Below are 24724 nucleotides of genomic sequence, written 5' to 3'. Positions count from 1 at the left end.
CCCACCGCAAGGAGAAGGCCACTCGCTGGACGCGCGAGGGGGTCACCCGCGAGCAGACCGCGCTGCTGGCGATAGCCCAGCCTGCAAGGCATCGACCGCGCGGACGTGGACCGGTACGGCTGGCCGGGCTTCCTGCTCCTGGCCCTCGATGACGACCGGACCGTACTGGAGTCACCGTGGACCGCAGCGGGTGAGTTATGCCAGGCGCGGGACGGTGCGGTCCCAGTTGCGCTCGCCGATGCGGTTGAACACCAGCAGGACGGGCGGGTGCACCGCATCGCCGGACCAGGTGGCCGGAGCCCTCCAGCGGTGCGCCACATCGGGCGCATCTTGCCGTCGGTGTCCTGCATCGTCTTCTTGAAGAAACGGGCGTACTTCTCCAGCTTGTCGGCGAGCTCCTCCGCAGTCTCGCGGCAGTTGTCGACCTCGATGAACAGCAGCCGCACCTTGTCCTGCGGCGCGGTCAGGACGATCCCGGCCTGGGCACCGAAGGCCGGGCCCCCGCGGCGCAGCGGAGCCGGTTGGCAATCGCCGGTCCCAGCCCCTCCTCCACCGGCAAGGACGCGACGATGAGGTCGCACCCCCGCTGGTCGAGCTCGCGCAGGAACCCGTACAGCCCGCGCGCGTAGGCGGCCATCGAACCGCGGACTGACACCACGGCATGCGCGCCCTCACCGGGGTGCCGGCGAGGGGAGGGGGAAGGAAAACGCCCACATGGTGCCCCAGTTCCTGCGCGGCCTCCGCTTCGGCGACGACTTTCTCTGCGCCTCGCGGCCCCCACAGACCCGGCCTCTGGCGGGTCTGATCGTCTTCGAGGCCCGGTGCTCGTGGGGCCCCCGAAACTCCCACGACTCCCCCTGCGCGGTGATCGTCCCGCATGAACGATGCCGGCCTGCGGCTCGGCGTAGCACCGCTCACCGCGACCCGATCGGGCCTGTGGTCCTACCGCCTACAGCGGTGTGAAGTGCACGGCCCGGTCCAGAGCGCGCAGCAGTTCCGCTCCCATTCAGTGCGGGGAATGTCGAGCGCGGCCAGTCCGCCGACCTCAACTTGTGCTGCGAGCCGGGTGAGGCTTTCGTCGACTACGCCCTGGCCCACACTGGCGTGAAGCACCAGGAGCTGACCGTACTGGCCGCACCGGTCGGAGCATGGGGCGAGAGGCTGCTCGATCCAGGGCGCGAATCGTTCGGGCAGGTCACGCAACTGAACCCCGGTTCGCACCGGGGGCAGAATCCCGCACCTGCCGGAGGTCCCGCCACCTGCCACAACGCCGGTCGCTGACCGGCAGGACCGGCGGCAGCCGCTCCCACTCGCCTCTGTCAGATCTCCCCGCCCCACGACCACTTCAACGACCCGGACAGGGAGTCATCGCATGATCGGCAACTCGACTCCGCCAGACAGGCTGAGGAGGTAGCAGTCGGTGCGGTTGCCATCCGTGTCCGCAAGCTGCTTGTCGTAGGTGAATCCTGACCGTCGCGCGACCGCTGCCGACCGGGGGTTCTCCGGATCCACCCGGATTACTCCTTGAGTCGCTCCTTCGGCTGCGGCGTACCGGCAGATCAGGCGGACAGCGCGCGTCACCAGCCCCTGACCTCGCCAGGCCGGGTAGAGCACGTAGGAGATGTTGACTTGCCCAGGCGCCAAACCTGCCATCTCGAATCGCAGATCGATGTAGCCCGCCAGAGTTGACTGGGCGCCCACACGGATCCCGAACGCATGCAACGGTCCATGGGTGGCCCATTGCTCGATGCAGTGGCGGAAGTACACCTCGGTACCGGCCCGGGTCGCCGGTTCCCCACTGAGCCACCGCACGAGCAGCTCGTCCTCGCCCGCCAGGTGCGCGTCCACGTCATCCAGGCGCAGAGGCGACAGAACTACAACCCCATCCGACAGCTTCACGTCATGCATGCAGCCACCATCGGTCCTGCGGCACCCCACTGGATGCCGCTGCGGGGTCGGTGGTAGTTGTACCAGTCGATCCAGTCCGTGAATGCTTCCTGGCGCTGGTGATCTGAGGTGTAGGGCCGCTGGTAGGCCCATTCCTCGAGCACGGTCCGGCTTGATCGCCAACCAGGATCCGCTACTCCCGCCTGCCGAGATGTTCGTGCAGCGTCTGCGGCCGAACCCTGCGGGTGGGCGTCGCATCGCGTCATGGGTGCGGCTGTTGTCGGTCGTGCTCAGCTGCCGGTGTACCGCGTCCCGTCGAATTCGTAAGGCCATGACGTCTTGGCGGCGACGGACATTTGTCCGGGGCTGGCGGGGACGTTCAGGACGGTCATCACCAGCATGCTCTGGGTGTACGCGGCCCTGCGAATACCGGTCGTCCCCGTCCAGCCGCTGGTGGCCAATTCGCTGTTCCGGCAAGGTCCCACGTCGATGGCGGTCTTGTTCACCGCCACGCACGCGACGAGAGCGCCGCCGTGCGCCACAGGGGCCCACGCGGTGTCCGGACCGGCGTGCTGGTGACGGCGACCGACGCGGCGCCGAACTGTGCACGCACCTTGTGCTCGGCCGCCGCGAACTCGGCACGACCGGCGGTGATCTCCTTGTTCCAGCGCGTCTTGTGGGCCTAGCCGTTGCTCCTGCCGGTGACGTACCACCCGGTGCAGCGGCTGCGGCTCCTGGGCCTGGTTGAGCGGGTGGCTCTGCACTCGCGCGCCCCGTCCGTCGCAGTTGAGGCGCCTGATGAGATGGCGGGCGACCTGGCGACGATCACTGGACGAGCGATTCGTATCCCAATCCGAGAGATTCCAGCAAAAGTCGCAAGGCTTGGTCGTCCGTTCCAATGCGCCGAGTCCAAATGAAAGTCTCCGGGGCGCCGCCGACAAAACTGCTTAGCGCGAAGTCCGTTCCACCGACTGCAAACATCACCACTTCGACGTACCCCAGATCCTCCCAGCTTTCTTCGATTCGCAGCTTCAGTCGGTTGGCCAATTCAGGCAGCTGGGGCTTCAGGCGGCCAATCACCCGAAAATCTCTCGTCGCATATTCCCAGGAGCTCATCTGGAGGGCCGGGTTCTTTTTCCCTCCCTGATACTCGGGAGCGGGCTCCCATTCCGGATTCGGCTCCGGTACGGCAGTAAATGTCATACTGACACCTTAATCGCTTAGGCGGATCCTATCTTATGGGCATTATACGCCTCGGTACGAATAAACTAGACCATGAGGCCGTCCGAATGGGGCTACCACTTCAGTGAGATCCCAAAATTCAAGGCCGGAAAGGGAGAGGATCTGAGCGGCACGTGATCAGATACCACGTGCCGCTCCGGCGCTCCGGCGCTCCGGTACCGAGTAAGAATTCTACTTTCTCACCTCAGTTACAACGATCGGTATTTTGGCCCAATCCGTCCCATCAAGCCGGAAAGGAGTTACGCCGGGCATGCCGTCCTCCCACGTCGCGATAGGATTTCGCGCAACGTTAACCGGCTTGGGAGCGATAGGAGTGTAAAATTCAAGACTCCCAGATATCGCGTCAAGAGGCAGAGGACCTTGGTGCGCTTGGGCCATCGGGGCACCTCCGTACCTCGAGTACGTACCCCACAACTCTTGGCCTTCGAATATTTGCTCTGCCACACGGTTCGTTTGGGTGGGAGAGCCCAGCCGGTGATACGGCCCATACAGCGTAGGCACTTCTGGGATACCTGGGGGTGCGGCTGTCAGAGCCCGCGGTCCTGAAGCGGCTTCTGCTGCACCCATCGCCGCCCGGCCGGTTGATGAAGCGCCAACGCCAATCCTGGCTACCGCGCCTTCGCCCATAGTAAAGAGGGCCAGAGCCGTCCACGCGCAGGCATCCTGCTCATGGTTGACGGCGCAGTCCTTTGCATCCACGAAGGGCTGAGTAGCTGCTTCCCACCAAAAGCTAAGGACGTACTTGGGGCCGAAGTCCTTCAGGTTTTCCTTCAGAGCGGGAACTTGGCTGCAAGGCACCATACCTCCGACAGTTCCAGGACCGCCGGGCCCTGAGCACATTGCATTTCCGCCACCGCCGCCACCGCCACCGCCGCTACCGCCGCCATTGGTGCCCTTGGCGGGCGGGCTGGAAATGGGGCCTCCCCGCGGCTTGCCGTCGCCTTGGCCCGACCTGCCGTCAGTGCGTTCGGTGTGGCCGGTTCCGTCGTCGATTCCGAGGCCGGTGGGGTCGCTGAAGGTGACGGGGTTGTTGGCGGCGTAGCCGTAGCCGTTGAGCGTTTGGGGCTTGTCGATCTCCAGCAGCGGGTCTGCGCTGATGAACTGGCCGAGGCTGGGGTCGTAGTCGCGTGCGCCGATATGGGTGAGGCTGGTGGTGGTGTCGATGTCGCCGCCGACGAAGCCCTTTTGTCCGGGCCAGAAGGCAGGGGTGGCTCCGCGCTGTCCGCCGTAGGGAAGGGTTTTGCGGCGGTTGAAGGCGAGTGTGGTGGCGCTGACGGAGAGGGTGTTGGTGTTGTGGTGGTCGGCGACGAGGAAGCGGACTCTGCCGTCGGTGCTGGTGCGGATGGCGGAGCCGCCGGGGACCGTGTAGTAGCGGGTGCCGGCCAGCGTGCTGGTTGCCTTGGTGAGGGCGAGTTCCTGTCCGCCGGGGAGGTACAGGGTGGTGGTGGCGGGTTCCCGCTTGAGGGTGCGGGTGCCTTCGGCGTCGTACAGGAATGAGGTGACGGCACCGGAGATGGTGGAGGTCTTGAGCTTGCCTTCTTCGTTCCAGGTCAGGTCTTGGACGGCGCTCTGGGCGGGGTCCTTCTTGGTGAGGTTGCCTGCCTCGTCGTAGGTGTAGGTGTCGCTTCCGGTTGCTCCGCCGGTTGCGGTGACGCTGCGTACGGCGTGGGCCTGGGCGGTACCGGGGGCCGGGTAGGTGTAGGTGCGGGTGGTGTCGGCCGTGATGGGGCCGGCCTTGTGGAGCGTTTCGGTGGCGCGCTGGCCGGTGTTGGTGAAGGCCCAGCTGGTCCAGTACGGGTCGACAGTGCCGAGGGTGGGGGTGCCGGAGCCGTTGACCGGCTTAGTGGCGCAGGCGTCGCCGGTGCTCCAGGCCTCGGTCATGCGGCGGGCCCAGTCGTAGGCGTAGCACTGGTCGTCGACGATGCTGCCGTCGTTCTGGTCGTCCCGGATGCGGGTGATGTTGCCCGCGTCGTCGTAGGTGTAGGAGCTGTTCGACAGCCTGGAGGGGCCGGCGACGTCGCGGTCCACAGCCGATCGCATCAGCCGGCGCGTGGAGGTCTCGTAGGTGAGGGTTTGATAAACGATCTTGCCGAGGTTGCCGAGCTGCGCCTGCTCGAGTTCACCGAAGGGGGTGTAGCCGGCGCCGCGCAGGTAGACCTGGGAGAGGTTGCCGTCGACGATGGCGAGCTGGTCCTGGGCCCCGTAGCGGTTGGTGACGGTTTCCGTGGGGAGCGCTGTGGTGGCGTTGGTGTTGCCGGTGCTGAAGGTGGTGGTCTTGGGCAGGCCGCTGACGGCGGTTGCGGTGGTGGCGAGGGAGTAGGTGCCTGCGAGTTCCTCTTCGCCTGTCACCGTGGGGATGGTGACGGTGGTGCCGGTGGACTGGCCTGCGGTGTCGTAGCCGGTGACGGCGGTGGTGTAGGCGGCGTTCGCGGTGATGGAGGAGTCGTAGCGGACCGAGGTGGCGGGAAGTCCCTTGCCGCCGGGGGCGGTGTCGTAGGTCCATGCGGCGAGCTTGGTGCCGGTGACGGTGCCGATGCGCAGGCTGGTCTTGCGGCCCAGTTCGTCGTAGGTCGTGGCCAGCGTCTTGCCGCGGGCGTCGGTGACGCTCTGAGGGCGGCCGTCAGTGCCGTAGACGGTGGTGCTCTCGCCCTTGTCCGGGTCGGTGGCGAAGGTCTGCCGGCCGCGCAGGTCGTAGGCGTACGTCCAGGCGTTGATTCCGGTGGCGTCGGTGAGTTTCGCCAGTCTGCCCGCCTGGTCATAGGCGCGGGAAATCTTGTCGTACTGGGTGGCCGCGTCGCCGATGAGCGGGGTGCGGTCCTTGTACTGGCGGTGCTCTGTGGTCCGACCGCGGACGTCGGCGAGGGTGAGGCTGGCTGTTCCGCCGGCCGGGGGTACGGCGGCGGTCCAGGTGACGGCATCGGTGGTGCCGTCGGTGACGCCGTAGGTGGTGGTGGTGCGCCACTTCTCCACGTTCAGCGACAGAGTGATGGAGGCGGTGGTGCGGCCACGGCCGTCGTACTCGTTGAGTGTGGCGCTGGGGATCTGGTTGTCGAAGACCGACAGGATGGTTCCGGAGACGGCGTCGCCGTTGAAGAACGGTGCGTTGGTGCGGTAGGCGCGGCCGTGGCTGTCGTAGAAGGAGTCGGAGATGACGCGGCCCGCTGTGCTGATCGCGTCCGTCTGGGTCTGGCGGCTGCGCAGCAGCGAGTCGTAGATCGTGACCGAGGTACCCCAGGTGCCGTCCTCGTACAGCTTCTTTGCCGTCACGGTGGAGGGTGACGTCGAGGAGAGGTTGTAGGTGAAGGTGGCGTTGGGCTGTTCGGTGGTGGCGCGGCCCGCGCTCCAGCCCTTGGTCAGGCGGCCGAGGGCGTCGTATTCGCTGGTGGCGGTGCGGTTGTTGGCGTCCGTGGTGGTCAAGGTCAGGCCGCGTATGCCGTCCAATGTGCTGCTGGCGACGTGTCCCTTCGGATTGGTGACGGTGATCGTGGTGGGCTGGGCGCCGGTGGCGGGGGTGTAGGCGGTGGTGGTGGTCTGTCCGTCCTGGCCCTTGCTCGTCAGGGCGCGGCCGTACTGGTCGTAGGTGCTCTGCGCGGTGATGTCCCACACCGGTGTGCCGTCGACGCCGAACTTGGACGCCTGTTCGACCTTGGTCACCTGCGCCTTGCCGGCTGCGGGTGCGGCGCCGGAGGCCTTGCTGTCGTAGTACGTGCGGGTCTTACTCGTGATCTCGCTGTTCGCCGGCGTGGCCTTGCAGTCGCTCTGGCTGCTGGTGGTGACCTCGCTGGGGTAGGAGATCAGCCAGTTGGTGGTGTCGGGCGTCACGTAGGCGGTGCGGGTGCACTTCGCCTCGACGTTCCCGGCGCCGTTGTCGCCTTGGCTGGTGACCAGGCCGTAGGTGGTGTCGTAGCCGCGGGTGGTGCTCAGCGTGCGCCAGGATGTGCCGTCGTCCAGGAGTGTGTAGTCGTTCTCGGTGACGGTCCCGGAGTAGCGGGCGGTTTTGGACGGCAGGGTGGGGGCGGGGGTGGTGGGCGTGTCGGGGTCGGTGATGCCCTTGACGGTCTGGGTTGCGGTCGCGGCCGATTCCCAGGGGACGTAGAGGGTTTTGGCGACGACCTTGCTGCTGCCGTCCTTGTCGAAGGTCCAGTCGCCTGCTGTGCGGCCGGCGAAGTCTTCACGGTCGGTGATGCCGTTGATTTTCGCGACGGTACGGGCGGTGCCGTCGGCGAGGGTGTCGCCGGCCATGCCGAGGAAGTAGGTCTTCGATGTCTTCACGCGGTTGGTCGTGCCGACGTAGGTGCGGACGGTGCCGTATCCGCGGAAGACGTTCCACGAGCGGTGCTTGTCCAGGGTGAACTCGCCGGTGTCGCGGCGCCAGTTGGGGCCGCCGACGTATTCATAGGTGGTCGTCTTGGACTCGGAGCCGGTCCCGGCGGTCGTGTCGTCTTCGACGATCTTGGTGACGAGGTACTTGTGGAACCAGTCCTTGACCGGGTCGACCGCGCCGTCGCGGGTCCACCAAGAGGGGTAGCAGCGCTTGGTGTTCGTGTCGGCGGCCGGGAGCGTGCCGGCGGTGCATTCGGCCGGGGTGTAGGTGACCAGGGTCTGGCCGCCGGTCTCGTTGGTGATCTTGGTGATGCGCTTCTTGTACAGCGGCGGGCGGCCCTCTGCCGAGTCCACGCGGTTGGCCATCATTTCGCCGCTGAAGACGGTGGCGGGCAGGGCAATGTCGCCGAGGGCTCCGGCTTTGCCGGTGCGCTTGATGGAGTCCAGCCACAGTGAGGGGGTGGAGGTGTCTCCGGTGGCCGGGAAGGACTGGGTGAGCGTCCAGGTGTCGACCGGCTGCAGCGCGGTGCCGACCAGGGAGTAGGTGTTGATGCTGGTCAGGCGCTTGCGATCCCAGAACGACGGCGAGGAATGCAGGCACTGGCTGCCGGAGGTGCAGATCAGGTCGACCGGGGTGTCGGGCCAGCTCGTGGCGTGGGCTTCGTCGAAGGTGCAGTCCGACAGGCACCGGTCGGACACGCCGAAGGTGACCCGGCCGGCCGGGTTGGTGGTGGAGTACACGGCGCCGTCGCGCAGGCCGTAGTCGATCCGGCTCAGGTAGCCGCCGCGCGTGTAGGACGTGGGCGCGTCGGTCTTGTTGTTCTGCGCGTAATAGCCCACTCCCTTGGCGTAGTACAGGGCCATCGCGTTGCCGTGCGGATCGACCACGTAGTCGAGGTTCCAGCGCCAGCCCTGCTGTTCGGCGGAGGAGGCGTAGTCGCTGGCGTGACCCTGCTCACCGGAGTGGTTGCCGTAGACGGGTGCGGTGTAGACGGAGTTCGTCTCGCTCTTGCCGCTGGACCAGCCGGGCAGGCGGTTCTTGCCGAACCAGTACTCGGTGCCGTCGAGGGTGGTCACCTTCCAGTACTCGTGGTCCTCATCGCCCGAGTTGTTCGCATCCGTGTCGCCGGCGTTGTTGGCGGGGGTGTCGTAGATGCGCTCTACGCGCGAGCCGTCGTCGCTCTCCAGCTTCCAGGTGCTCTTGGCCGCGTCCCAGATGAGTTCGTTGGAGGAGCCGTTGAGGGAGAGGGTGGCGTTTTCCGACTTCCAGCACAGGTCACCGGTCTTGACGGTGTTGTTGCCGCCCTGCTTGTCGTTCTCGCAGGGCGCGTAGCGGCGTTCGATGAAGCCGGGCGAGTACTCCCAGCCCTCACCGATCCACGAGGGCTGGTTGTTCGTCGAGGAGGTGCGGCCGTCGACGGAGGAGGAGTTGTACGACAGCTGCACCTTCGGGGACAGGCCGCCCGGAGCCGGGGGTACGTCGATGGGCACGCTCCAGCCGAAGCCGCCGGAGTTCCCGCCGGCGGACCAGGAGCCGGAAGGGGCAAGTGAGGTCGCCTTGAACGATCCCTCGTCGCCGCTGGTGCCGGCGGTGGCCGCCAGGACCGTCGCGCCGCTGGTGGTTGCGGCCATCCTCGAGGTGCTGGACGTCTTCTCGGGGCTCGCCGTCGACGTGGGAATGGTGGCGGTGAGGGTGCGGGTCTTGCTGTTGTTCTTCGTTGCCAGCGGGGTGGTCTTGCGGCAGGCGGGCTTGCTCGGGGTGGTCAGTGCGCAGGCCGGCAGGGTGACCAGCTGGAGGCGGGAGGACCAGCCGGCGCCGTAGGCGTCACGGATGCTGCTGTAGTCCACCTCGACCTGCACGGGGCCTGCCGCGGTCCGAGTGTCCACGTCCTGGACCGACATCAGCAGGCCCTTGATGCCTGCCTTCTGGGCGGACTTGCGGTCCTTCACGCTCACGCGCAGGCGCTCCGCGGCAGCCTTCGCCAGCCTGTTCGTTGCCTTCTTCGAGGGGGCGGCGGGGGTGAGCCTCAGGGGCAGTCCCCCGATCTCCGCGGAAGTCGAACGGGATGGGGAGTCGGGCAGTGTCAGATCGGCCTGTCCTGCTGTCGGCCAGGTCACCGGAGCCGGCTTCCAGCCGGCCGAGTTCCGCTTCACGAAACGGGCTCTCGGCTGAGGCAGGTCCTTGCCCTCGACTGACTTCGTCTTCGGAACAGCGGGGGGCTTGAATTCGCCTGTGGTGGCTGCCCAGGCGGGCGCGGACAGCAGAGAAACACTGAGCGCCATCGATATCGCCCCGGAAATGCCCATACGCAGACGCCGTCCCGACTGTCTGCCGGGCCGAGCGTAAAAGGGCATGGCAAAGCCACGGCGGAACGACATCAAGAAACCCCACCCCGAGGAAGCACTGAACAAGAAGAACTCCCGCATCCAACAGCATCAACCAGCTGCGCGGCAACTACTTGCTGGCCAATGCCGGCAACAGGCCGTCACCTTGGGCACCAAAACCTCACATGTGGGGATCGATCGCCCCCCTTACCTCCTCTCATCAGGCATTACATCGCGCCATCCGTGTCCGTGGCGTGGCGAACCGGCCACTCCGGAGGGCCGGTTCTCTCCCCCGGGGAGGCCAGAACCGTCATGCTGGTGGCTTTCTCCAAGGGGGTTGGTAGGAATAGGGCGGGTGAAGTCACCGCAGGGGCCGGGTGGATAGAGTCACCGGTGATGTTGGGGCGGGCGCTGTACGTAGTCTGCGGCTCGGAGATGGCGCAGGCCGGCCCCGGAAAGGAATCCCCATGAAAATCCCCGGTCTCACGCGGAATCGAAGACCGCGCCGGATTGCGGCGCTCCTGGCTCTCAGCCTTCCCCTCTCGGCAATAGCCACTTTGCCGACCTCCGTACCGGCCGTTGCCGCGGAGAGCAACACGGTTGCGGCGCAGGCGCGTCCGGAGGCCACTGCTTACGCGGAGGCGGCGAGGACCGGTCAGCGGGTGGAAATGATCGACCGGCGTGAGGAGACCCTCGAGGTTTTTGCGAATCCGGACGGGACCACGACGCGCCGCTCCTACACCACGCCCGTGTGGTCGAAGCTGGAGGGCGTGTGGCGCAGGACCGATCCGACGCTCGCCAAGCGGGCCGACGGCAGTATCGCGCCCCTGTCCCCTTCGTTCGGCATCACCTTCTCCGGCGGCGGAACCACGCCGCTGGCGACCATGGACAAGGGCGGCAAGAAGCTTTCGCTGACCTGGCCGGCGTCCCTGCCGGAGCCGGTCCTTGAGAAGAACACCGCGCTCTACCACTCGGTGCTTCCCGGTGTCGACCTGAAGGTGATCGCCGAGGTGGACGGCTTCGCCGAACACCTGGTCATCCACACCGCCGAGGCAGCGGCGAACCCGGCCCTGAAGAGCATCAAGTTCGGCATCCACACCGAGGGTGTCACCGTCGATGACGATGCCGGCGACAACCTGCTCGCCAAGGACGCGGCCGGCAACATCGTCTTCAGCGCGCCGCAGCCCAAGATGTGGGAGCAGCCCGCCACACCCGACACTGCGTCAGGCCTTGCTCCCCAGATGAGCGCAATGAGGGCGGTGGGGGAAGAGGAGACGGCTGAGCAGCCGCAGACCGCTGTGGTGGGCGCCGACGTTTCCGGCAGCACGCTTACCCTGACGCCGGACCCGGAGCTTCTGGCGTCGGCGGACCAGTTCCCGCTGATCGTGGATCCGCCGTTCACCGGCGGGTACCGGGAGCGATGGGCCGTGGTGTATTCCACCTTCCCCAGCGAGTCCTACGTGAATGGATCCGGCTGGCACTCGGACAACCCGCCGGACGAGCCGCGCGTCGGCTACAACGGCACGGGCAAGACCCGCTCCTTCTTCGCCATGAACACAACCGGGCTGGAAGGCTCGACCATCATCCACGCCACGTTCGCGGTCGAGGAGACCCACTCCTGGGGCTGCGACGCATCCGCCGCAGGGCTCACGGAGCTGTGGGCGACCGACAGCATCAACACCGCCCCCACATGGAACAGCCAGAACACCACCTCGTTCTGGAACAGCAAGCTGGACGCCGACGCCTACGCCCACGGCAACCCCACCTACTGCCCCGGTGTCCAGGGCCATGACTACCAAAGCGCGGCCCTGACCAGCTACGTGCAGATGGCAGCGAACAACAACCTCGGATACCTCACCTTCGGCATGCGCGCCGACGCCAGCCACGAGGGCGACGTGGACAGCTTCAAAAGGTTCCGCAACAACCCGGTCCTGGAGATCGACTACAACTACAAGCCGACCGTCGACACCTCCGCCGCCTTCGAAGGAACCTGGGCTCCTGGCGGCGACGGCAACAAGCAGGTCGCCTGCGGCGGCGTGATCGGCAACAACGGTCTCGCCCTGACCGCCAAGGTCACCGACAAGGACGGCGGCAACGTCGGCGCCTACTTCACCGTCCGCAACTCCAGTGGCACCGTCGTATCCTTCGGCTCAAATCCCTCGCTGGACACGGTCGCCTCCGGCCAGACCGCTTCGGTCACCATGCCGCACTCCCAGCTGGCCAACGGAACATATTCCTGGACGGTCCAGGCGAAGGACCAGGAAGGCACAGCAAGCGCCGTCACCGGCGCCTGCGCCTTCAACGTCGACCGCGTCGGGCCCGACACGCCTGTCACCGTGAGCGCGACGAAGGGGCAGAAATTGCCCAGCGACGCGGTGACATTCCCTGCCCGCGAGCCAGCCGATCTCACGCTGCACCACACGGCGAGCGACCTCGCCGGGTTCTGCTACACCATGGACTACCAGCTGTCGACGTCCAGCACCCGCTGCTACAGGGGCACCTGGGTCGACGCCGACGCAACAAGCAACACGGCGACCATCACCGTCGCCCCCACCGGAAGACCCCTCAGCAAGCTGCACGTCGTCGCCTACGACGACGCAGGCAACCATTCCCCCATCGACGGAGGCCTCGACACCGTCGACCTGCTGACAACGACGCCTGGCTTCGTCTATGGCCCGGGCACCGACCCGGGATCCCCCGGATACCGGCACGACATCCCCGGCGACGTGACCGGCGACGGCTACGCCGACCTCGTCGCCACCACCTCCGCGGCCAAGCTCCTGCTGTACGCGGGCGACGGCACCGGAAAAATCGGCTCCACCGGCAAGCAGATCGGCGACGGCGGATGGAACGGCGCCCTGGTCACCCACCGCGGCGACTTCGCCAACTTCGTCGACCCCACCTTCCTACCGGATGGCTACGAGGACTACCTCGTCCGCCTTCCCGACAACAAGCTCTGGCTCTACCCGAGCAACGGACTCGGCGTCCCCATGGTCGACAGCCGCCGGGAAATCAAGCACCCCTATGACAATGAGAAGGACTGGAACCGTCTGAAGCAGATCGTCTCCGCCGGAAACATCGACGGCAAGCCCGGCAACGACCTGGTCACCATCGAATGCACCGACGACACCTGCTCCAACGCCGAAGTGTGGCTCTACAGCGGAAATATCCTCGACGGCGACAAAACACCTGACCAGAGCGCCCTGTTCAACTTGAGCGGCCGCACCAAGATCGGCTTCAGCGGCTGGGCCTCCTACACCAACCTCTCCGTCGGTGACCTGACGGGAGACGGCATCGCCGACATCGTCGGACGCAACCCCAACATGGGCCAGTTGCTCCTCTTCGCCGGCGAAATCGTCAACGACGCCTACTCCTTCAAGCCCTACACCGTCTACGGCACCAGCGGCTGGGACAGCGCCAACAGGCCCCGCCTCACCTCACCCGGCAACATTCAGGCCAAGGTCGAACCCCGAAGCGTCACCAACCCCGACAACCCCAACGAGCCCTTGGTCTACAGCGAGTTGGTACCCACCGCCGGCGAAGGATACGGCGACATCTGGGCCACCACACCCGCCGACAGCCGCACCGTCACCTACGCCGACGACCTGGGCGCCACCAAAACAATCACCTGCCCCAACGGCTGCCTCCTCTTCTACCCAGGCTGGGCCGCCGGCGGCGCCAACCGCCTGCCCAAACTCGTCGGCACATCCGGCTGGGCCACCTCCATCACCAACATCTACTGACCCCCCGCAACCACAAGACACGGCGGCCCTCCCCGAACACACCCCGGGGAGGGCCGCCGCTGTACACCCCGCCGCCCCAGCCCCGTCCCGTCCGACGGACGGCGCCCGCGGTTCCAGCCTTGGCGACGGCCGGGGCGGTCACCGTCCACCGCCGCCACGGTGCCAGGTGGTAATGGCTCCGTGGCCCAGAGCCCTGATTGCCGAGCAATCACTTCGATCAGTGCCCGTGTGAACCCCTGGTCAGGCCCAGAAGGCGTCGGTGACGGTGATCTGGGGATCGATGTGGCGGCGGATGAAGGTGAAGATGAGCCAGCCGCGACCGCCGGCGAGGTCGGCGATGTGCAGGCCGCCTGGACTGGTCGAGGCGAGCGGGCGGACGGTGATCCAGTGCGGCAGGGACACGTCGGCGTCGATGCCCCGGTAGTAGGGGTCTGGGGCTGTGATCAGCTCGGCGCGGGCAGCCAGAACCAGCTGCTTTCCGTCCTCGGGCATGTGCTCGAATTCCTGGAGCGCCTCTGCCGTCCAGTCCATCTTCCAGGGCGGGCGTGGGAGCTCATCGGTCACAGGCCGGGCTCCACGGTGGCCGCCTGACGGCGCAGCCTGCTGTACTCGGCCAGAAGCCGGGCGGACTCTTCGGGGTCCTCGGACTTCGCAGCGCGGGCTTCGAGGTCACGTAGATGTGCTTCCAGGCCGGGATCGCGGGCGATGGCGTACTGGGTCCACCAAAGGCGCATAAAGGCCGGTACCGGGGTGAGGTTGAAGGCGTCGCCGATCGCGCGGCGCCAGTGAGCCTCGAAGTCCGGCAGCAGATGCGGGGCGTGTTCCTGAATGGCCAGGCGCAGAGCCTGGGGGGTGCGTTCGGGCATCGGCGGCACCCGGCGGGGCCGGTCACCACCAGGGCCGTCGAAGTGCACGGGCTGGGCAGTCATGACAGAAGACTCCTGATCTGCGACCCGGCCCTTTAGGCCGCGTCCCGTTCAGCCTCGGAGCCCGACGAGCGCGCCGCCATCTGCTGGAACTGTTCGAACCACTCAGCAGGCACCAGGTAGGCGACAGTCTTGCCCTTACGGGTGATCGCGGCGGCCTCACCCGCGATCCGGGTGCGATCGAGGATCTCGCCCATCCCCTTGCGCAGGTCGATCGTCGTGTACGTCTTCGTCTCCATCCCCCCAACCTACACCAACTATGACAGTTGCCATAGTTGGGCTGCCCGGAAACACTTACGGCCTGGGAGCGATTGAGATCGTGGCGTGCCGACCTGGTCGGTCGGCTGGTGGGTGATGAGCAGGCGGCCTGCCGGGCGAGCACCAGTTCGGTGCTGGTCTTGCGGCGGGTCGCCCGGCGGGCGGAGCGGTCGGAGACCAGGCCGTGATCGCGAGGTGGGTCTCGGCGTAGGTCTCGTGGCGGCCGGTGAACCGTTGCAGTGGCCACTGCTTGAACTGGTGTGCTCCACACAGATCCGGCGGGAGGACTGGAGCCGCCGCTGTTCGCGCCAGACGTGGTGCTCGCCCAGCGGCTCATCGTCCTTCGGTTTCTTCGGCGGGGCGCCGGCCTGGACGGGGAACTCGTTGGCAGGCCCCGGTAGCCCTCGTCGACCTCGGCCTTCACCTTCGGGTGCCAGCGGAACTGCTCGGCGATGCCCTCGGTGCGCACGGCGGTTAGGTCGCGCATCCGGCCCGGCCGAGCGGCTCCGCTGAACAGCGGTGCGGCCCTGGCCGTCGCTGAAGGTGGTCGTCTTGATCTGGTGTTCTGCTTCTTCTTGCCGGATACGAACGCTTTGCGGGCGGGGCGGCCCGCGCGCGGACGGCGGACCTGCACCTCGGTCCCGTCGATCCGCAGTTCAACGCCTTCCGCGTCGGCGTAGGCGAACAGGTCCTCCAGCGTGCACAGCCGCACACCTGGACGGCCGGGGACGGCGAAGCCGCGAGCGGCCGGCAGTGGGCGGACCTCGCGGATCGCTCCGGACACGGTGGAGCGGTCCACCCCGTACAGCTGGGCCAGCGCCGCGTGCGGTAGCCCCAGCCGCATGTGCACCAGGGTGACCAGGAGCCGATCCACGAATACCAGCCGCTGCTTGGGCCCCGCGCCGGCGGCCCGCCGCCGGTCCCCGCCGCGGCGCTCGTGGAGCGCCGGCTCTCGGGCCGCTTCCCGCTTCGGGGCCAGTTCTTCGAGCAACTCGCCGAGTGTGAACGAGAGATGCCGGACAGGGCAGGGGATGGGAACAGGCCGCACGGGCCCAGGCTGGTGCCACAACTTGCCCAACCCGTGCAATCCTTCCCACGTCACGGCCCGGGACGAGGCGCGATACTCGACCAGTGGACTCGATCTACCGCAGTACGACGGGCAAGGAGCTCATCCGACGGTGGTGCATCGACCAGCTCGAAGCATGGCCCGTGCCGCACGAACGGAAGACGGTGACCGCCAAGGGCGCACAGACCCACGTGGTCCTCGCGGGCTCCGGCGCGACAACGGTGGTGTTCGTCCCGGGCACCAACTTCAACGCCGCCGCGTCCCTGCCGCTGGCCACGGCCCTGGTCGCCACCGGCTACCGGGTCCTTCTGGTGGACGTCCCGGGCCAGCCCGGTCTCAGTTCTGGCGAACGTGGTCTCTCCGGCGGCCGGTTGTCCTGGTACGGGGCGTGGCTGAGCGAGGTGATCGAGAAGATCTCATCCGAGCCGGTAGCGGTGATGGGCCACTCCTTCGGTGCCACCATTGCCCTGTCCAGCGACTCCCCCCGGATCGACCGGCTCGTCCTGGTTTCCCCTGGTGGACTGACCAGGCTGAGGTTGACCCCCACTGTGCTGGCCGCCTCGGCCGCCTGGCTCCTGCGGCCCGCACCGGCGCACAGCGCCCGGCTCCTGCGCGTCATGCTCGCGCCTGGCCATCCACCCCGTGAGGAATTGGTGACTTGGATGACGCTGGTCGCCCGGCACTCGCGATCCAGCGGGGCGCCCGGCGCTGCCATCCTGCCCGCGCGGTCAATTCCCCGCCTGGTCGTCACTGGGGAGCACGACGTCTTTCTCCCTCCGCGGCGGCTCAGCCCGGCAGTGCGCGGCACACTCGGCGCTGAGCTGGGTGTGGTCTCCGACGCCGGACACCTCGTAGTCGAAGAGCGCCCCGAATACCTGTCCACCTTGCTGGACAGTCCGGGCCAGCAGGGCTCCGACGCCGCCGTGGGGTAGCCGGCGTCCGAGTGCCTTGTCTGCCGGCCACCCGGGACCCGGACCTACATAGCGGGCACTCCTATCGCTCTCCATGTCGTCAACAGGCCCGGCAGCGGGTCTCCTTGGGGGTAGCGCCGAGGTGAGCCCAGAAGCCGCCAGTACTTGATCTTGTAGTCCCGGTTGGGCCGTCGGGGACATGACCCAGATACGCCAGAAACCCGCCACGGGGTGATCTTGGGGCGCTGAGAACCTCACTACAACTCGGTGTCCGGCGTGAGGATGCGGGCCGGACGGGGCGGGGGCGTCGGCAGCGTCCTGGAGGACGCCGAAGTCGGGGTGCGCCTGGGCGACGGCCTCGGGGTACGCCTCTTCCCTCTCGCACTCGGCGAGCGCGCGGTAGATGCTCGCGACGCTGGGCGCCCGGCCCATGCGCTTGCCGGTGGGGATGATCAGGTCGGGCTGGACCACCCGGCCGGCCGCGGCATCGCGTCGTCCGGCCGAGGTGACGGCGGCGCAGCCGGCAGCCGAGCCGAGGTTTCCGCACGGCCCGTTCGCTGTCCTGGGCGGTGACGGCTGCGCGTACGGCGTCGACGGGATCGTTCTCGGCACTAGATCATCGCCGAAGGACTCAAAGAGATGTACTTCCAGGACGGCGGAAGCCGCGCCACAGGACTCGACGAGCAACGGACGTTGATCGAACCGTACCTGCCGATAGGTGAGGACGGCCCGTAGCCCGTGCCAGGCACCGGGAGCGTGGGCCCCGACCGTGGTCGAAGGACCACGCTCCGGGCGGTACATCCGAGGAATCAGGCGCCGCTCCATCCAGACAGCGGGGCTGGGCCCTCCCCTTCTTCACCGTCCAGGCAGTCAACGCCCGACACCCACCGGGTCATGCCCGTTCTTGCGGCTCTTCCTGAAGGGCCGCCCGATGCTCCCGGCCATCGGAGGCGAGCGGCTCCGCCGGGCGGCCCTCCAATTCCCGCTGCCTGGCGGCCAGGGCCCTCGCCAGCATCTTCGCCCGGTAGGGGTTCGACGTACCGAGGGCCTTCGCCACCTCCACGGCCTCGTCCAACAGGGCCAACCGTCGCTCAGGCAACTCCCGCACCAGGGGTGACGCGCTCGCCTCCACCAGGACGTACGCCAGCTTCGACCCGTACGCCTCCGGCTCGACCTGTGCCAGAAGGCGGTAGATCCACAGCCCCTCGGCACCCCGCACCACCCGCCGGTTGGCACTGAGCAGCCTGACCCTCGCCAGCACAACCATGTCCTGATCCATCGATCCCCTTCGTCCCGCCACCCCCGGCCGGTGCACGTCACACGGCGAAACAGCACGGCGAACACGCCGACAACCGAGAAAAGGTTGCCGACAGGTTGGCCGGAGAGTGGATGACGACGAGTCTGGCGCGCGGTACCAGCTGCCACAAGACCGAACGGACGTGCCCTGCGTCCTACCGAAACCGCCTTTGAACAGGCATGATGGACCTGACACTCACTCAAGCCCCGTCTGCCACCCCTTGCGTGGTGCGGCCGCAGTACGACCCCGAGCAGCACACGCTGGACATGATCGTCGCCGTGGGCGACCGCGACCGGGGGGCGTTCCCCCGTGCGGACGGTGCCGTCAGGCCCTTCTCGACTACTTCCCGGCCCTGAAGGTCATCGTCGGGGCCGACGACCGGCTCCGGACCGTCTCCATCACCGACCTGCTTCCCGAAAGCTACATCTGGGCCGACCACCAGCTCGACACTGAGCAAACCGAACCACTCGGCACGAGCTGACAACGCCAGAAATAAGCAAGGGCGAGAAGGCAGTGGGTGTTCGAGAAGCGTACGGAGCGACGTCAGCCCACGCATGGGCCCGCGTGCCCAACTCTCCATCGCACAACCGGACTTACCACCCTGGTGCGGAGGGCCTCACGCCGAAGCCGAAGCCGAAACCGCGCTGACCCCCGCATCCGTGAGCACGTACAGGCTGCTGCCGGTGACCAGGGGGACTCCATCCGCACCCGGCTCGCCCTTCACGCGCCACAGTGCCGCTCCCGTACGGGCGTCGTAGGCCCACAACTCCGAGGAGTGGGCCACCAGGACGGACTGACTGACCGTCAACAGCGGGGCGGAGGAGCAGCCGTTGGACAGCGTACGCCAGAGGCGCTTGCCATCGGATGCGGCTCTTGCGGTGACGTAGCCGCCGGGTTCCTTCCTCCCGTCGGAGAAGGGGTTCTGGAAGCCCGAGTCCACGGAGTGCGCGCCCCGGTAACCCTCACTCGTAGCCACAAAGACGGCGGATGCGCCCGACGCGGCTTCGGGAGTCACCGGCGAATCGACCGTGGCGCGCCAGCGCCGGTCGCCGGTCGCGGCGTCGTAGGAGTACACGGCCCCGGTCCCGCCCTCGCAGGCGTAGACCGTACGCCCGTCGGCGGAGAGGGTGATCCGCGCACCCGGGCCCTCTGCGCTCTCCTTCGGGGGCGCGGGGGACGTCCAGCGACGCTCCCCGGTGGAAAGGTCGTACGCGGCCAGTTCGTTGGCCTTCCCCGACCCGGTCGCGTACATCAGCTTCGTATCCGTCGCCAGCACCACGCTGTCCTGCTTCGGCAGCGCCCAGCGCTCGTTCCCCGAATCCGCGTCGAGTGCGACGATCCGTTCGCCGCCCCGGGTCTGCGCGATCACCTGACCGCGGGAGGGGTCCCCGAGCAGCAGCCGGTTCCCCCCGGTCCGCCACTTGACGCGCCCCGTCTCCGTAGCCAGCCCGCACAGCACACCCTCGGCCATGGTGCGGGTGGAACCGGCCTCGTCCGCCGCCTTCTCCGTCGTCATCAGCACGCACACCGTGGAGCCGATCACCACAGGCGCCGCAGGGGAACCGCCGCCCAGCGGCGCACTCGCCCAGCGCCGGCTGCCGTCGTCGTCCGTGAAGGCGTTGACGTGCCCGCCCCTGGCCGCGGCATACACGGTTCCCTCGGCGACGGTGACAGGCCCGAGCACCGCGTTCGCCTGCGTGCCGCCGGTCACCTCGGCCACCCACCGCTCGCGTCCGCTCCCGGCGTTCACGGCGTGCACGGACAGCAGGCCGTGTGAGGTGACATAGAGAGAGCTGCCCGCACTGCTCAGCCAAGTCACCCCGGCGGCAGCGCCGTTCATCGCGTACGTCCAGGTGGGCTGCCGCTCGGGCGGCGCCGCAATGCCCGCGTCCTCCTCGCCGCCGAAGACCTTCCACGCCGCAAAGGCTCCGACGCCCACGGCCCCGGCCCCGAGCACTGCTCGGCGGCCGACGTGCCGACCCTGTCGTCCGGCGTGACCTCGTGCGCTCATTGCTTCACCTTTCGCGTCCAGCGACTTCCGGGCTTCCCCTCGCGCCCGGCGGAGACCAGATCGCCACACGATCGACGGGGATAGGCGTGTGCGGCCCCGAGGAAGGAGAGAGGCACAAGATGTACGGCACGCGCAGCAACCAGGCCTCGCCGCCAGCACATCACATGCAGACAAGGGGGTTCCAGGGACGCCCCAAGTGGTTCTTCCCACTGATCCGCTCGTGGGCTCTCGGCCTCGTGGCGCTGACGCTGCTGAGCTTCCTGGTGGGCTATGCGGTACAGGGTGTCTTCGACTCCCGCCTCCACTCGTTCAGTTGACGGGTCGCCCTCATCTACAGTCCCCAACGTGCTGACGATGACCACCTGCGTCCTCGCCGCCGCCCGCGTCCACCGCGCTCCGCACCGCGACTCCCTCCCCCGCCATCTCACGGCGACACTGGTCCCTGGACCGGGTGCTGAAGAGCCGCCGCTGAGCTCCTGGCGTGCCGGCGGCCGCGATCGCCCGGGGCTTCGCATGCCCCGACCACTCGGGGCCGGGGGTCCGATGATCTTCGCGCCGGCCTGGGTGCCCGTCGCGTGCCCTTCTGTCGCGATCCGGTCTGGCGGCGTCGGGTGGTGTCGCCGTACGTCCGGAAATCTCGCGGTCGCCGCGTGAAACATTCTCCGCGGGCCATCGCGTCAAAAGGGTGTGGCCGCGAGCGCGGCGGTCTGTTCGAGAACGGCGAGGGGGAGGGCATGCGGGCGTCCCGTACGGACGGGTTCGTGGAGTTCGCGGCGGCACGAACGGGGCATCTCTTCCGTTCCGCCTGCCTACTGACCAGCGGCGACACCCACCTCGCGGAGGACCTCGTCCAGGACACACTCGGCCGCATGTACGCGGTGTGGGGGCGCATCTCGAGGATCGACAATCCCGCCGCGTACGCGCAGACCGTCCTCGTACGGACCTTCCTCAGCCATCGCCGCAGGCGCAGCGCCACCGAGCGGCCCGTCGGGGAACTCCCCGACACCACCCCCACGGCGGGGGACGACCTGGCGCTGCGGGTGGCGCTCCTTGACGCGCTGGCCCGACTGGCGCCGAAGGACCGGGCGGTGGTGGTGCTGCGGTACTGGGAGGACCGCAGCATCGAGGAGACCGCGGACGCCATGCGGGTCAGCTCGGCGGCCGTACGCACCAGATCGACCCGCGCGCTCGCCCGGCTCAGAGAGCTGCTCGGCGGCAGCCTCACCGCCTTCGCCGCTCGCTGACACCACGGACGCCACGGACGCCACGGACGCCACGGACGCCACGGTCAGTACGCAGCACTCGGCACGCACAGCACGCACAGCACGCAACCAGACCAGCCTCAACAGACCGGAGTTGATTCGGCATGCCCTTCGAAGATGAACTTGGCGACGCGCTGCACCGCACCGGCGACAGCTTCGACACGAACGACGGTCGCGGTCTCGTCGACGGCGGTCTGTCCCGGGGCCGGCGGCGACTCGCACGGCGGCGGGCCGCCGCCGTGACCGGCAGTGTGCTGGCTCTCGCGATCGTCGGGGCCGGGGGTGCTTACGGTGGTGGCCTGTGGGGCGGCGGTCGGGGCTCCGGGGCAGCCGGTCCGAAGCCTGTGGAGACCGCGCAGGGGCAGGCATTGGCTTCCGGCAAGGACCTGGTCAAGGCGCTGGTCAAGAACACCCCCAAGGGGGCGTGGAGCATCGACGAGTCCCAGAGCACGGGCCGGCACGTCTCCGGGATCTACGACGACGGCCACGGCCGGGCTGCCGTCGCCGTCGGCCTGAACCGACTCCCGGACGACGAACCCTCGCACGGCGAGGCCCACATCACCTGCCCGGACACGGTCCTCGTCCGGCACGACGGCTGCACCAGCGAGAAGCTGGCCGACGGCTCCCGGCTGATGATGATCAAGGGGTACGAGTACCCCCACCGGACCGGAGGCACCAAGACCTGGCGCGCGGTACTGATCACCAAGGGCGGCTTCCTCCTCGACGCCTCCGAGCACAACGCGGCGGCGGAGAAGGACGCGGAGGTCACCCGCGAGACGCCCCCCTTCACCCTCGCGCAGTTGAAGTCGCTGGTCACCGCGGCGGACTGGCGTCCCCTGCTGGCCCGGCTGCCGCGGACGCCGGAGCCCGACCACACGACCGCGCCCGGCTCGGCGGGCCGGCCTCGCCAGGTGCCGTCGGGCAAGGCCGTGCAGTCGACGCTGCGTTCGCTGTTGCCGCGGCGGCTGTCGGTGACCGCGCAGGGCGGCAAGGACGACTGGGCCTATGCCGTCGTGGACGACGGCAGGGGAAAGAGCATGATCCAGATCAATGTGCAGCCCGGAATGGAGGACGTCGCGGCGGACCTCTTCGGCGGCGGTGACATCACGACGCTTCCCGACGGCACCAAGGTGAAGCTGGAGAAGAAGCCTGGCGAGAAGGGGGCCGCGGGGGTGGTCTGGTGGACGGTCGACACCCTGCGTCCCAGCGGCCTGCGGGTCGTCGTCTCCGCGTTCAACAGCGGTGCCCAGCACGAGAGCGCCACCCGCGCCGAGCCCGCGCTCACCATGGAGCAGCTGAAGGCCATCGCCCTCAGCGAGAAGTGGCTCAGCTCGTGACGTAGGCGAAGCGGGCGAGACAGCCCGTCACGGACGTGCGATGCGGCACGTCACGACGTGCGGTGCAAACGCGGCCCGGCGCATCGCGGGCCGGTAGCGACCCCGACGCGAACGCCAACGGCCACCTCAGGTGGGGTGCCCTGCCCACCGGGCTCCTCAACGGCAGCGGCATCATCCGTCACGCTCTCCGCGAGCTCGGCGAGACGCGCATCAACAACGACAACACCCGCGGCTTCGAGGGGACGGTCTACTTCGTTCTGCCGGACAGCCAGCCGTTCTTCGGCATGAACCTCGCCACCTATGCCGTCCTGCTCCGCCCTGCCCAGGCCGCCATCAACCCTGAACATCGCCACAGCAAGTGAGGGGAGCGGCCCGCCCCTGAAGAAGGCGGGGGCGGGCGGCGCACCCACCGGATCCACCTGCCCCCGCGCCGAACCCTCCGTATACGCGGCCACCCGATGCCTCGACGAGGTGAGTTGGCTCCGCCGAGGACCGACCCCGCATCCGAGCCGCCTGCTCGTCGGGCTCGGTGGGCCGGGATGACGTGCACATACACGTGGCAGACCCTGACGACGCCGGCTAGTTCGGGGTGGGCAGATGGATCGAGGCGAGTTTGGCCGGGTCGACGACGATGTGGATGCCGGTGATCCGGCCTTCGGTGACGGTGAAGGCGATGAGGGAGAGAGGGCTTCCGTCGGGGCTCCAGGACATGTGGCCCGGGCTGCCGTTGACCAGCACGGGTCGTTGGCGGGCGACCTCGCCGGAGAACATGCGGGCGCCGGCGGCGACCTTGGTGGCGCCGAGGGTGACGACCACGCCGTCGGCGGTGTCGACGGTCAGCTTGACGTTCGGGTCGAGGACACGCAGGAGCGCTTCGAAGTCGCCGCTGAGGGCGGCGGCCCCGAATGCCTGGACGGCCTCTCGGTGCTCGCGGCCGGGGCCCGCCGGCCGGTTTGTGGCGTGGACCTTGCGGCGGGCACGGCTGGCGACCATCTTGGTGGCGTCGGTGGATCTGCCCAGGATCTGGCCGATTTCCTGGAACGGGACCGCGAACATGTCGTGCAGGACGAACGCCAGGCGTTCGCTCGGGGTGAGCGAGTCGAGCACGATCAGCAGGGCGAGACCGATCGAATCGGCCAGCGCCACCTGCTCGTCCGGCGCGAGGCCGTCGTCGGGTATCACCACGAGGTTCGCGAACTCTTGCTCGTAGGCGATTTCGGGGTGGGCCCGGCGGGATCTCAGAAGGTCCAAGCTGATTCGGCCGACCACGGTGGTCAGCCAGCCTGCCAGATTGCCGATGGTCGCCTCGTCCTGGCGGACGAGGCGCATCCAGGCTTCCTGGACCACGTCCTCGGCGTCAGCGTGCGAGCCCAGCACGCGGTATGCGACGGCGCGCAGCCGGTCGCGCTGGGCTTCGAACGCCTCGGTCACGAGGCCGGGCGGGTGGGCGGTCACGGCGTGCGCGGCTGCCGGAGCGAGACCCGGTTGCCGTCCGGGTCCACCGCCTCGATGCGGAGCCCGAAGGGATAGTCCTGGGGTTCGGGCTCGTCGAAGGTGACGCCGCGCCGGCGCATGATCTCGAAATCCTTTCGCAGATCGTCGGATTCGAGGATCAGCGGACCGGGCCCGCCGGCCGGCTGTCCCGCGCCTGCCGCCTGCGACCACAGGATGATCTGCACCGGGCTGTCGGCAACGCCGACGGTGAGGAAACGTCCCTCGGGCCCGGGGTAGTCGATCCGCTTTTCCAGGCCGAGACCCTCGGTGTAGAACTCCAGCGCGCGGTCCTGATCGGTGACGTAGATCGTCACGTACATGATGTTGGTCAGCATCCGGTTCTCGATTCAGTCAGAGGTGTGACGACCGTCCGGCCGTCACACCTCTGACGGATGCCGAGGGAAGAAGGTAACAGGACCGGTCCGTCCGAAGGGGTCCCGGGCGCATGCGGGGTGACTCGGCAACACGCGTAGAGCTCTGGTGAGGGAGGCGACCAGCTGGCCGGCCGCTGTGCCGACGGTTTGCGGCAGGAGGAGCGCCTGGGCGACATCGGCGAGGGCGGTCTGCATCTGCTGCGGCATGGCCTTGCCGAACCGGCCCCGCGAGGCCGCCGTGCCGCAGGTACTCCTCCAGGGACCGGAT

General features: G+C 68.1%; 19 protein-coding genes and 3 pseudogenes. 7 read left to right on the top strand and 15 right to left on the bottom strand.

Annotated elements, in window-relative coordinates; all coding sequences use genetic code 11:
* Positions 1 to 195: 195 nt before the first annotated feature.
* The 7 genes and pseudogenes from ACZ7J0_RS31475 to ACZ7J0_RS31445 form a co-directional block, all read right to left on the bottom strand.
* The gene (locus ACZ7J0_RS31475; protein WP_470893107.1) at positions 196 to 318 is read right to left on the bottom strand and encodes a hypothetical protein; all 123 of its coding nucleotides are present in this window, start codon (positions 316 to 318) and stop codon (positions 196 to 198) included.
* A 145-nt stretch (positions 319 to 463) separates the two neighbouring features.
* Entirely contained in the window at positions 464 to 637 is a 174-nt protein-coding gene (locus ACZ7J0_RS31470) for a Sua5 family C-terminal domain-containing protein (protein WP_470893153.1), read from the bottom strand.
* A 728-nt stretch (positions 638 to 1365) separates the two neighbouring features.
* Entirely contained in the window at positions 1366 to 1908 is a 543-nt protein-coding gene (locus tag ACZ7J0_RS31465) for a GNAT family N-acetyltransferase (RefSeq protein WP_470893105.1), read from the bottom strand.
* Positions 1896 to 2066 (bottom strand): annotated as a pseudogene (locus ACZ7J0_RS31460) (integrase core domain-containing protein); the annotation flags it as partial. The gene ACZ7J0_RS31465 and the pseudogene ACZ7J0_RS31460, both read right to left, overlap by 13 nt.
* A 111-nt stretch (positions 2067 to 2177) precedes the next feature.
* Positions 2178 to 2399 carry a hypothetical protein gene (locus ACZ7J0_RS31455; protein WP_470893103.1) on the bottom strand — a complete coding sequence of 74 codons (222 nt, stop codon included), beginning with the start codon at positions 2397 to 2399 and terminating at the stop codon, positions 2178 to 2180.
* Between the two features lie 313 nt (positions 2400 to 2712).
* Positions 2713 to 3090 carry a hypothetical protein gene (locus tag ACZ7J0_RS31450; RefSeq protein WP_470893101.1) on the bottom strand — a complete coding sequence of 126 codons (378 nt, stop codon included), beginning with the start codon at positions 3088 to 3090 and terminating at the stop codon, positions 2713 to 2715.
* Positions 3091 to 3300: 210 nt separating this feature from the next.
* On the bottom strand, positions 3301 to 9408 hold the full coding sequence (locus tag ACZ7J0_RS31445; protein ID WP_470893099.1) for an RHS repeat domain-containing protein: 6108 nt from the start codon (positions 9406 to 9408) through the stop codon (positions 3301 to 3303).
* A 926-nt stretch (positions 9409 to 10334) separates the two neighbouring features.
* On the opposite strand from ACZ7J0_RS31445, the gene ACZ7J0_RS31440 reads away from it, so the two are divergent.
* Positions 10335 to 13520, top strand: a complete 3186-nt coding sequence (locus tag ACZ7J0_RS31440) for a hypothetical protein (RefSeq protein ID WP_470893097.1) — start codon at positions 10335 to 10337, stop codon at positions 13518 to 13520.
* Between the two features lie 240 nt (positions 13521 to 13760).
* Here the strand turns inward: ACZ7J0_RS31440 and ACZ7J0_RS31435 are convergent, their stop codons facing one another.
* The 4 genes and pseudogenes from ACZ7J0_RS31435 to ACZ7J0_RS31420 all read right to left on the bottom strand — a co-directional run.
* Positions 13761 to 14084 (bottom strand): hypothetical protein, encoded by a 324-nt coding sequence (locus tag ACZ7J0_RS31435; RefSeq protein WP_470893095.1) that lies wholly within the window; start codon positions 14082 to 14084, stop codon positions 13761 to 13763.
* Entirely contained in the window at positions 14081 to 14449 is a 369-nt protein-coding gene (locus ACZ7J0_RS31430) for a DUF6247 family protein (RefSeq protein ID WP_470893093.1), read from the bottom strand. Before ACZ7J0_RS31430 ends, ACZ7J0_RS31435 begins: the two co-directional genes overlap by 4 nt.
* Positions 14450 to 14481: 32 nt before the next feature.
* Positions 14482 to 14685, bottom strand: a complete 204-nt coding sequence (locus tag ACZ7J0_RS31425) for a type II toxin-antitoxin system prevent-host-death family antitoxin (protein ID WP_470893091.1) — start codon at positions 14683 to 14685, stop codon at positions 14482 to 14484.
* 815 nt (positions 14686 to 15500) lie between these two features.
* Positions 15501 to 15548, bottom strand: a pseudogene (locus tag ACZ7J0_RS31420) (hypothetical protein); the annotation flags it as partial.
* Between the two features lie 287 nt (positions 15549 to 15835).
* Here ACZ7J0_RS31420 and ACZ7J0_RS31415 point away from each other — a divergent pair.
* Positions 15836 to 16702 carry an alpha/beta fold hydrolase gene (locus ACZ7J0_RS31415; RefSeq protein ID WP_470893089.1) on the top strand — a complete coding sequence of 289 codons (867 nt, stop codon included), beginning with the start codon at positions 15836 to 15838 and terminating at the stop codon, positions 16700 to 16702.
* 871 nt (positions 16703 to 17573) lie between these two features.
* On the opposite strand, the gene ACZ7J0_RS31410 is transcribed toward ACZ7J0_RS31415, so the two are convergent.
* Positions 17574 to 17960, bottom strand: coding sequence for a hypothetical protein (locus ACZ7J0_RS31410; protein ID WP_470893087.1), 387 nt, complete (start codon positions 17958 to 17960; stop codon positions 17574 to 17576).
* A 272-nt stretch (positions 17961 to 18232) separates the two neighbouring features.
* Here ACZ7J0_RS31410 and ACZ7J0_RS31405 point away from each other — a divergent pair.
* Positions 18233 to 18459: pseudogene (locus ACZ7J0_RS31405) on the top strand (cytidine deaminase); the annotation flags it as partial.
* Between the two features lie 135 nt (positions 18460 to 18594).
* Here ACZ7J0_RS31405 and ACZ7J0_RS31400 read toward each other — a convergent pair.
* A complete protein-coding gene (locus ACZ7J0_RS31400; RefSeq protein WP_470893085.1) occupies positions 18595 to 19989 on the bottom strand; it encodes an outer membrane protein assembly factor BamB family protein in 1395 nt (464 codons plus the stop codon).
* A gap of 164 nt (positions 19990 to 20153) precedes the next feature.
* Between ACZ7J0_RS31400 and ACZ7J0_RS31395 the strand changes: the two genes are divergently transcribed.
* The 4 genes from ACZ7J0_RS31395 to ACZ7J0_RS31380 all read left to right on the top strand — a co-directional run bounded on the left by ACZ7J0_RS31395 (position 20154) and on the right by ACZ7J0_RS31380 (position 22950).
* On the top strand, positions 20154 to 20306 hold the full coding sequence (locus ACZ7J0_RS31395; protein ID WP_470893083.1) for a hypothetical protein: 153 nt from the start codon (positions 20154 to 20156) through the stop codon (positions 20304 to 20306).
* A 417-nt stretch (positions 20307 to 20723) separates the two neighbouring features.
* Positions 20724 to 21233, top strand: coding sequence for a SigE family RNA polymerase sigma factor (locus ACZ7J0_RS31390; protein WP_470893081.1), 510 nt, complete (start codon positions 20724 to 20726; stop codon positions 21231 to 21233).
* A gap of 122 nt (positions 21234 to 21355) precedes the next feature.
* Complete coding sequence (locus tag ACZ7J0_RS31385) at positions 21356 to 22588, top strand: hypothetical protein (protein WP_470893079.1); 1233 nt, start codon at positions 21356 to 21358, stop codon at positions 22586 to 22588.
* Between the two features lie 62 nt (positions 22589 to 22650).
* A complete protein-coding gene (locus ACZ7J0_RS31380) occupies positions 22651 to 22950 on the top strand; it encodes a hypothetical protein (RefSeq protein ID WP_470893077.1) in 300 nt (99 codons plus the stop codon).
* 217 nt (positions 22951 to 23167) lie between these two features.
* Here ACZ7J0_RS31380 and ACZ7J0_RS31375 read toward each other — a convergent pair whose 3' ends face one another.
* Both ACZ7J0_RS31375 and ACZ7J0_RS31370 read right to left on the bottom strand, forming a co-directional pair.
* Positions 23168 to 24043 carry a sigma-70 family RNA polymerase sigma factor gene (locus tag ACZ7J0_RS31375; protein ID WP_470893075.1) on the bottom strand — a complete coding sequence of 292 codons (876 nt, stop codon included), beginning with the start codon at positions 24041 to 24043 and terminating at the stop codon, positions 23168 to 23170.
* A complete protein-coding gene (locus tag ACZ7J0_RS31370; protein ID WP_470893073.1) occupies positions 24040 to 24417 on the bottom strand; it encodes a VOC family protein in 378 nt (125 codons plus the stop codon). The genes ACZ7J0_RS31375 and ACZ7J0_RS31370 overlap by 4 nt, the downstream gene beginning before the upstream one ends.
* Positions 24418 to 24724: the final 307 nt, after the last annotated feature.

It is taken from the genome of Streptomyces sp. NPDC038280 (assembly GCF_055600045.1).
The sequence above is the reverse complement of the archived record's forward strand: the minus strand, read 5'-3'. Positions and strand labels throughout refer to the sequence as shown.

Excerpts from the sequence above, each read along its gene's own strand:
- ACZ7J0_RS31470 (WP_470893153.1), bottom strand. The coding sequence starts at position 637 with ATGGCCGCCTACGCGCGCGGGCTGTACGGGTTCCTGCGCGAGCTCGAC.
- ACZ7J0_RS31465 (WP_470893105.1), bottom strand. The coding sequence starts at position 1,908 with ATGCATGACGTGAAGCTGTCGGATGGGGTTGTAGTTCTGTCGCCTCTG.
- ACZ7J0_RS31450 (WP_470893101.1), bottom strand. The coding sequence starts at position 3,090 with ATGACATTTACTGCCGTACCGGAGCCGAATCCGGAATGGGAGCCCGCT.
- ACZ7J0_RS31430 (WP_470893093.1), bottom strand. The coding sequence starts at position 14,449 with ATGACTGCCCAGCCCGTGCACTTCGACGGCCCTGGTGGTGACCGGCCC.
- ACZ7J0_RS31425 (WP_470893091.1), bottom strand. The coding sequence starts at position 14,685 with ATGGAGACGAAGACGTACACGACGATCGACCTGCGCAAGGGGATGGGC.
- ACZ7J0_RS31410 (WP_470893087.1), bottom strand. The coding sequence starts at position 17,960 with ATGGATCAGGACATGGTTGTGCTGGCGAGGGTCAGGCTGCTCAGTGCC.
- ACZ7J0_RS31400 (WP_470893085.1), bottom strand. The coding sequence starts at position 19,989 with ATGAGCGCACGAGGTCACGCCGGACGACAGGGTCGGCACGTCGGCCGC.
- ACZ7J0_RS31395 (WP_470893083.1), top strand. The coding sequence starts at position 20,154 with ATGCAGACAAGGGGGTTCCAGGGACGCCCCAAGTGGTTCTTCCCACTG.
- ACZ7J0_RS31390 (WP_470893081.1), top strand. The coding sequence starts at position 20,724 with ATGCGGGCGTCCCGTACGGACGGGTTCGTGGAGTTCGCGGCGGCACGA.
- ACZ7J0_RS31385 (WP_470893079.1), top strand. The coding sequence starts at position 21,356 with ATGCCCTTCGAAGATGAACTTGGCGACGCGCTGCACCGCACCGGCGAC.
- ACZ7J0_RS31370 (WP_470893073.1), bottom strand. The coding sequence starts at position 24,417 with ATGCTGACCAACATCATGTACGTGACGATCTACGTCACCGATCAGGAC.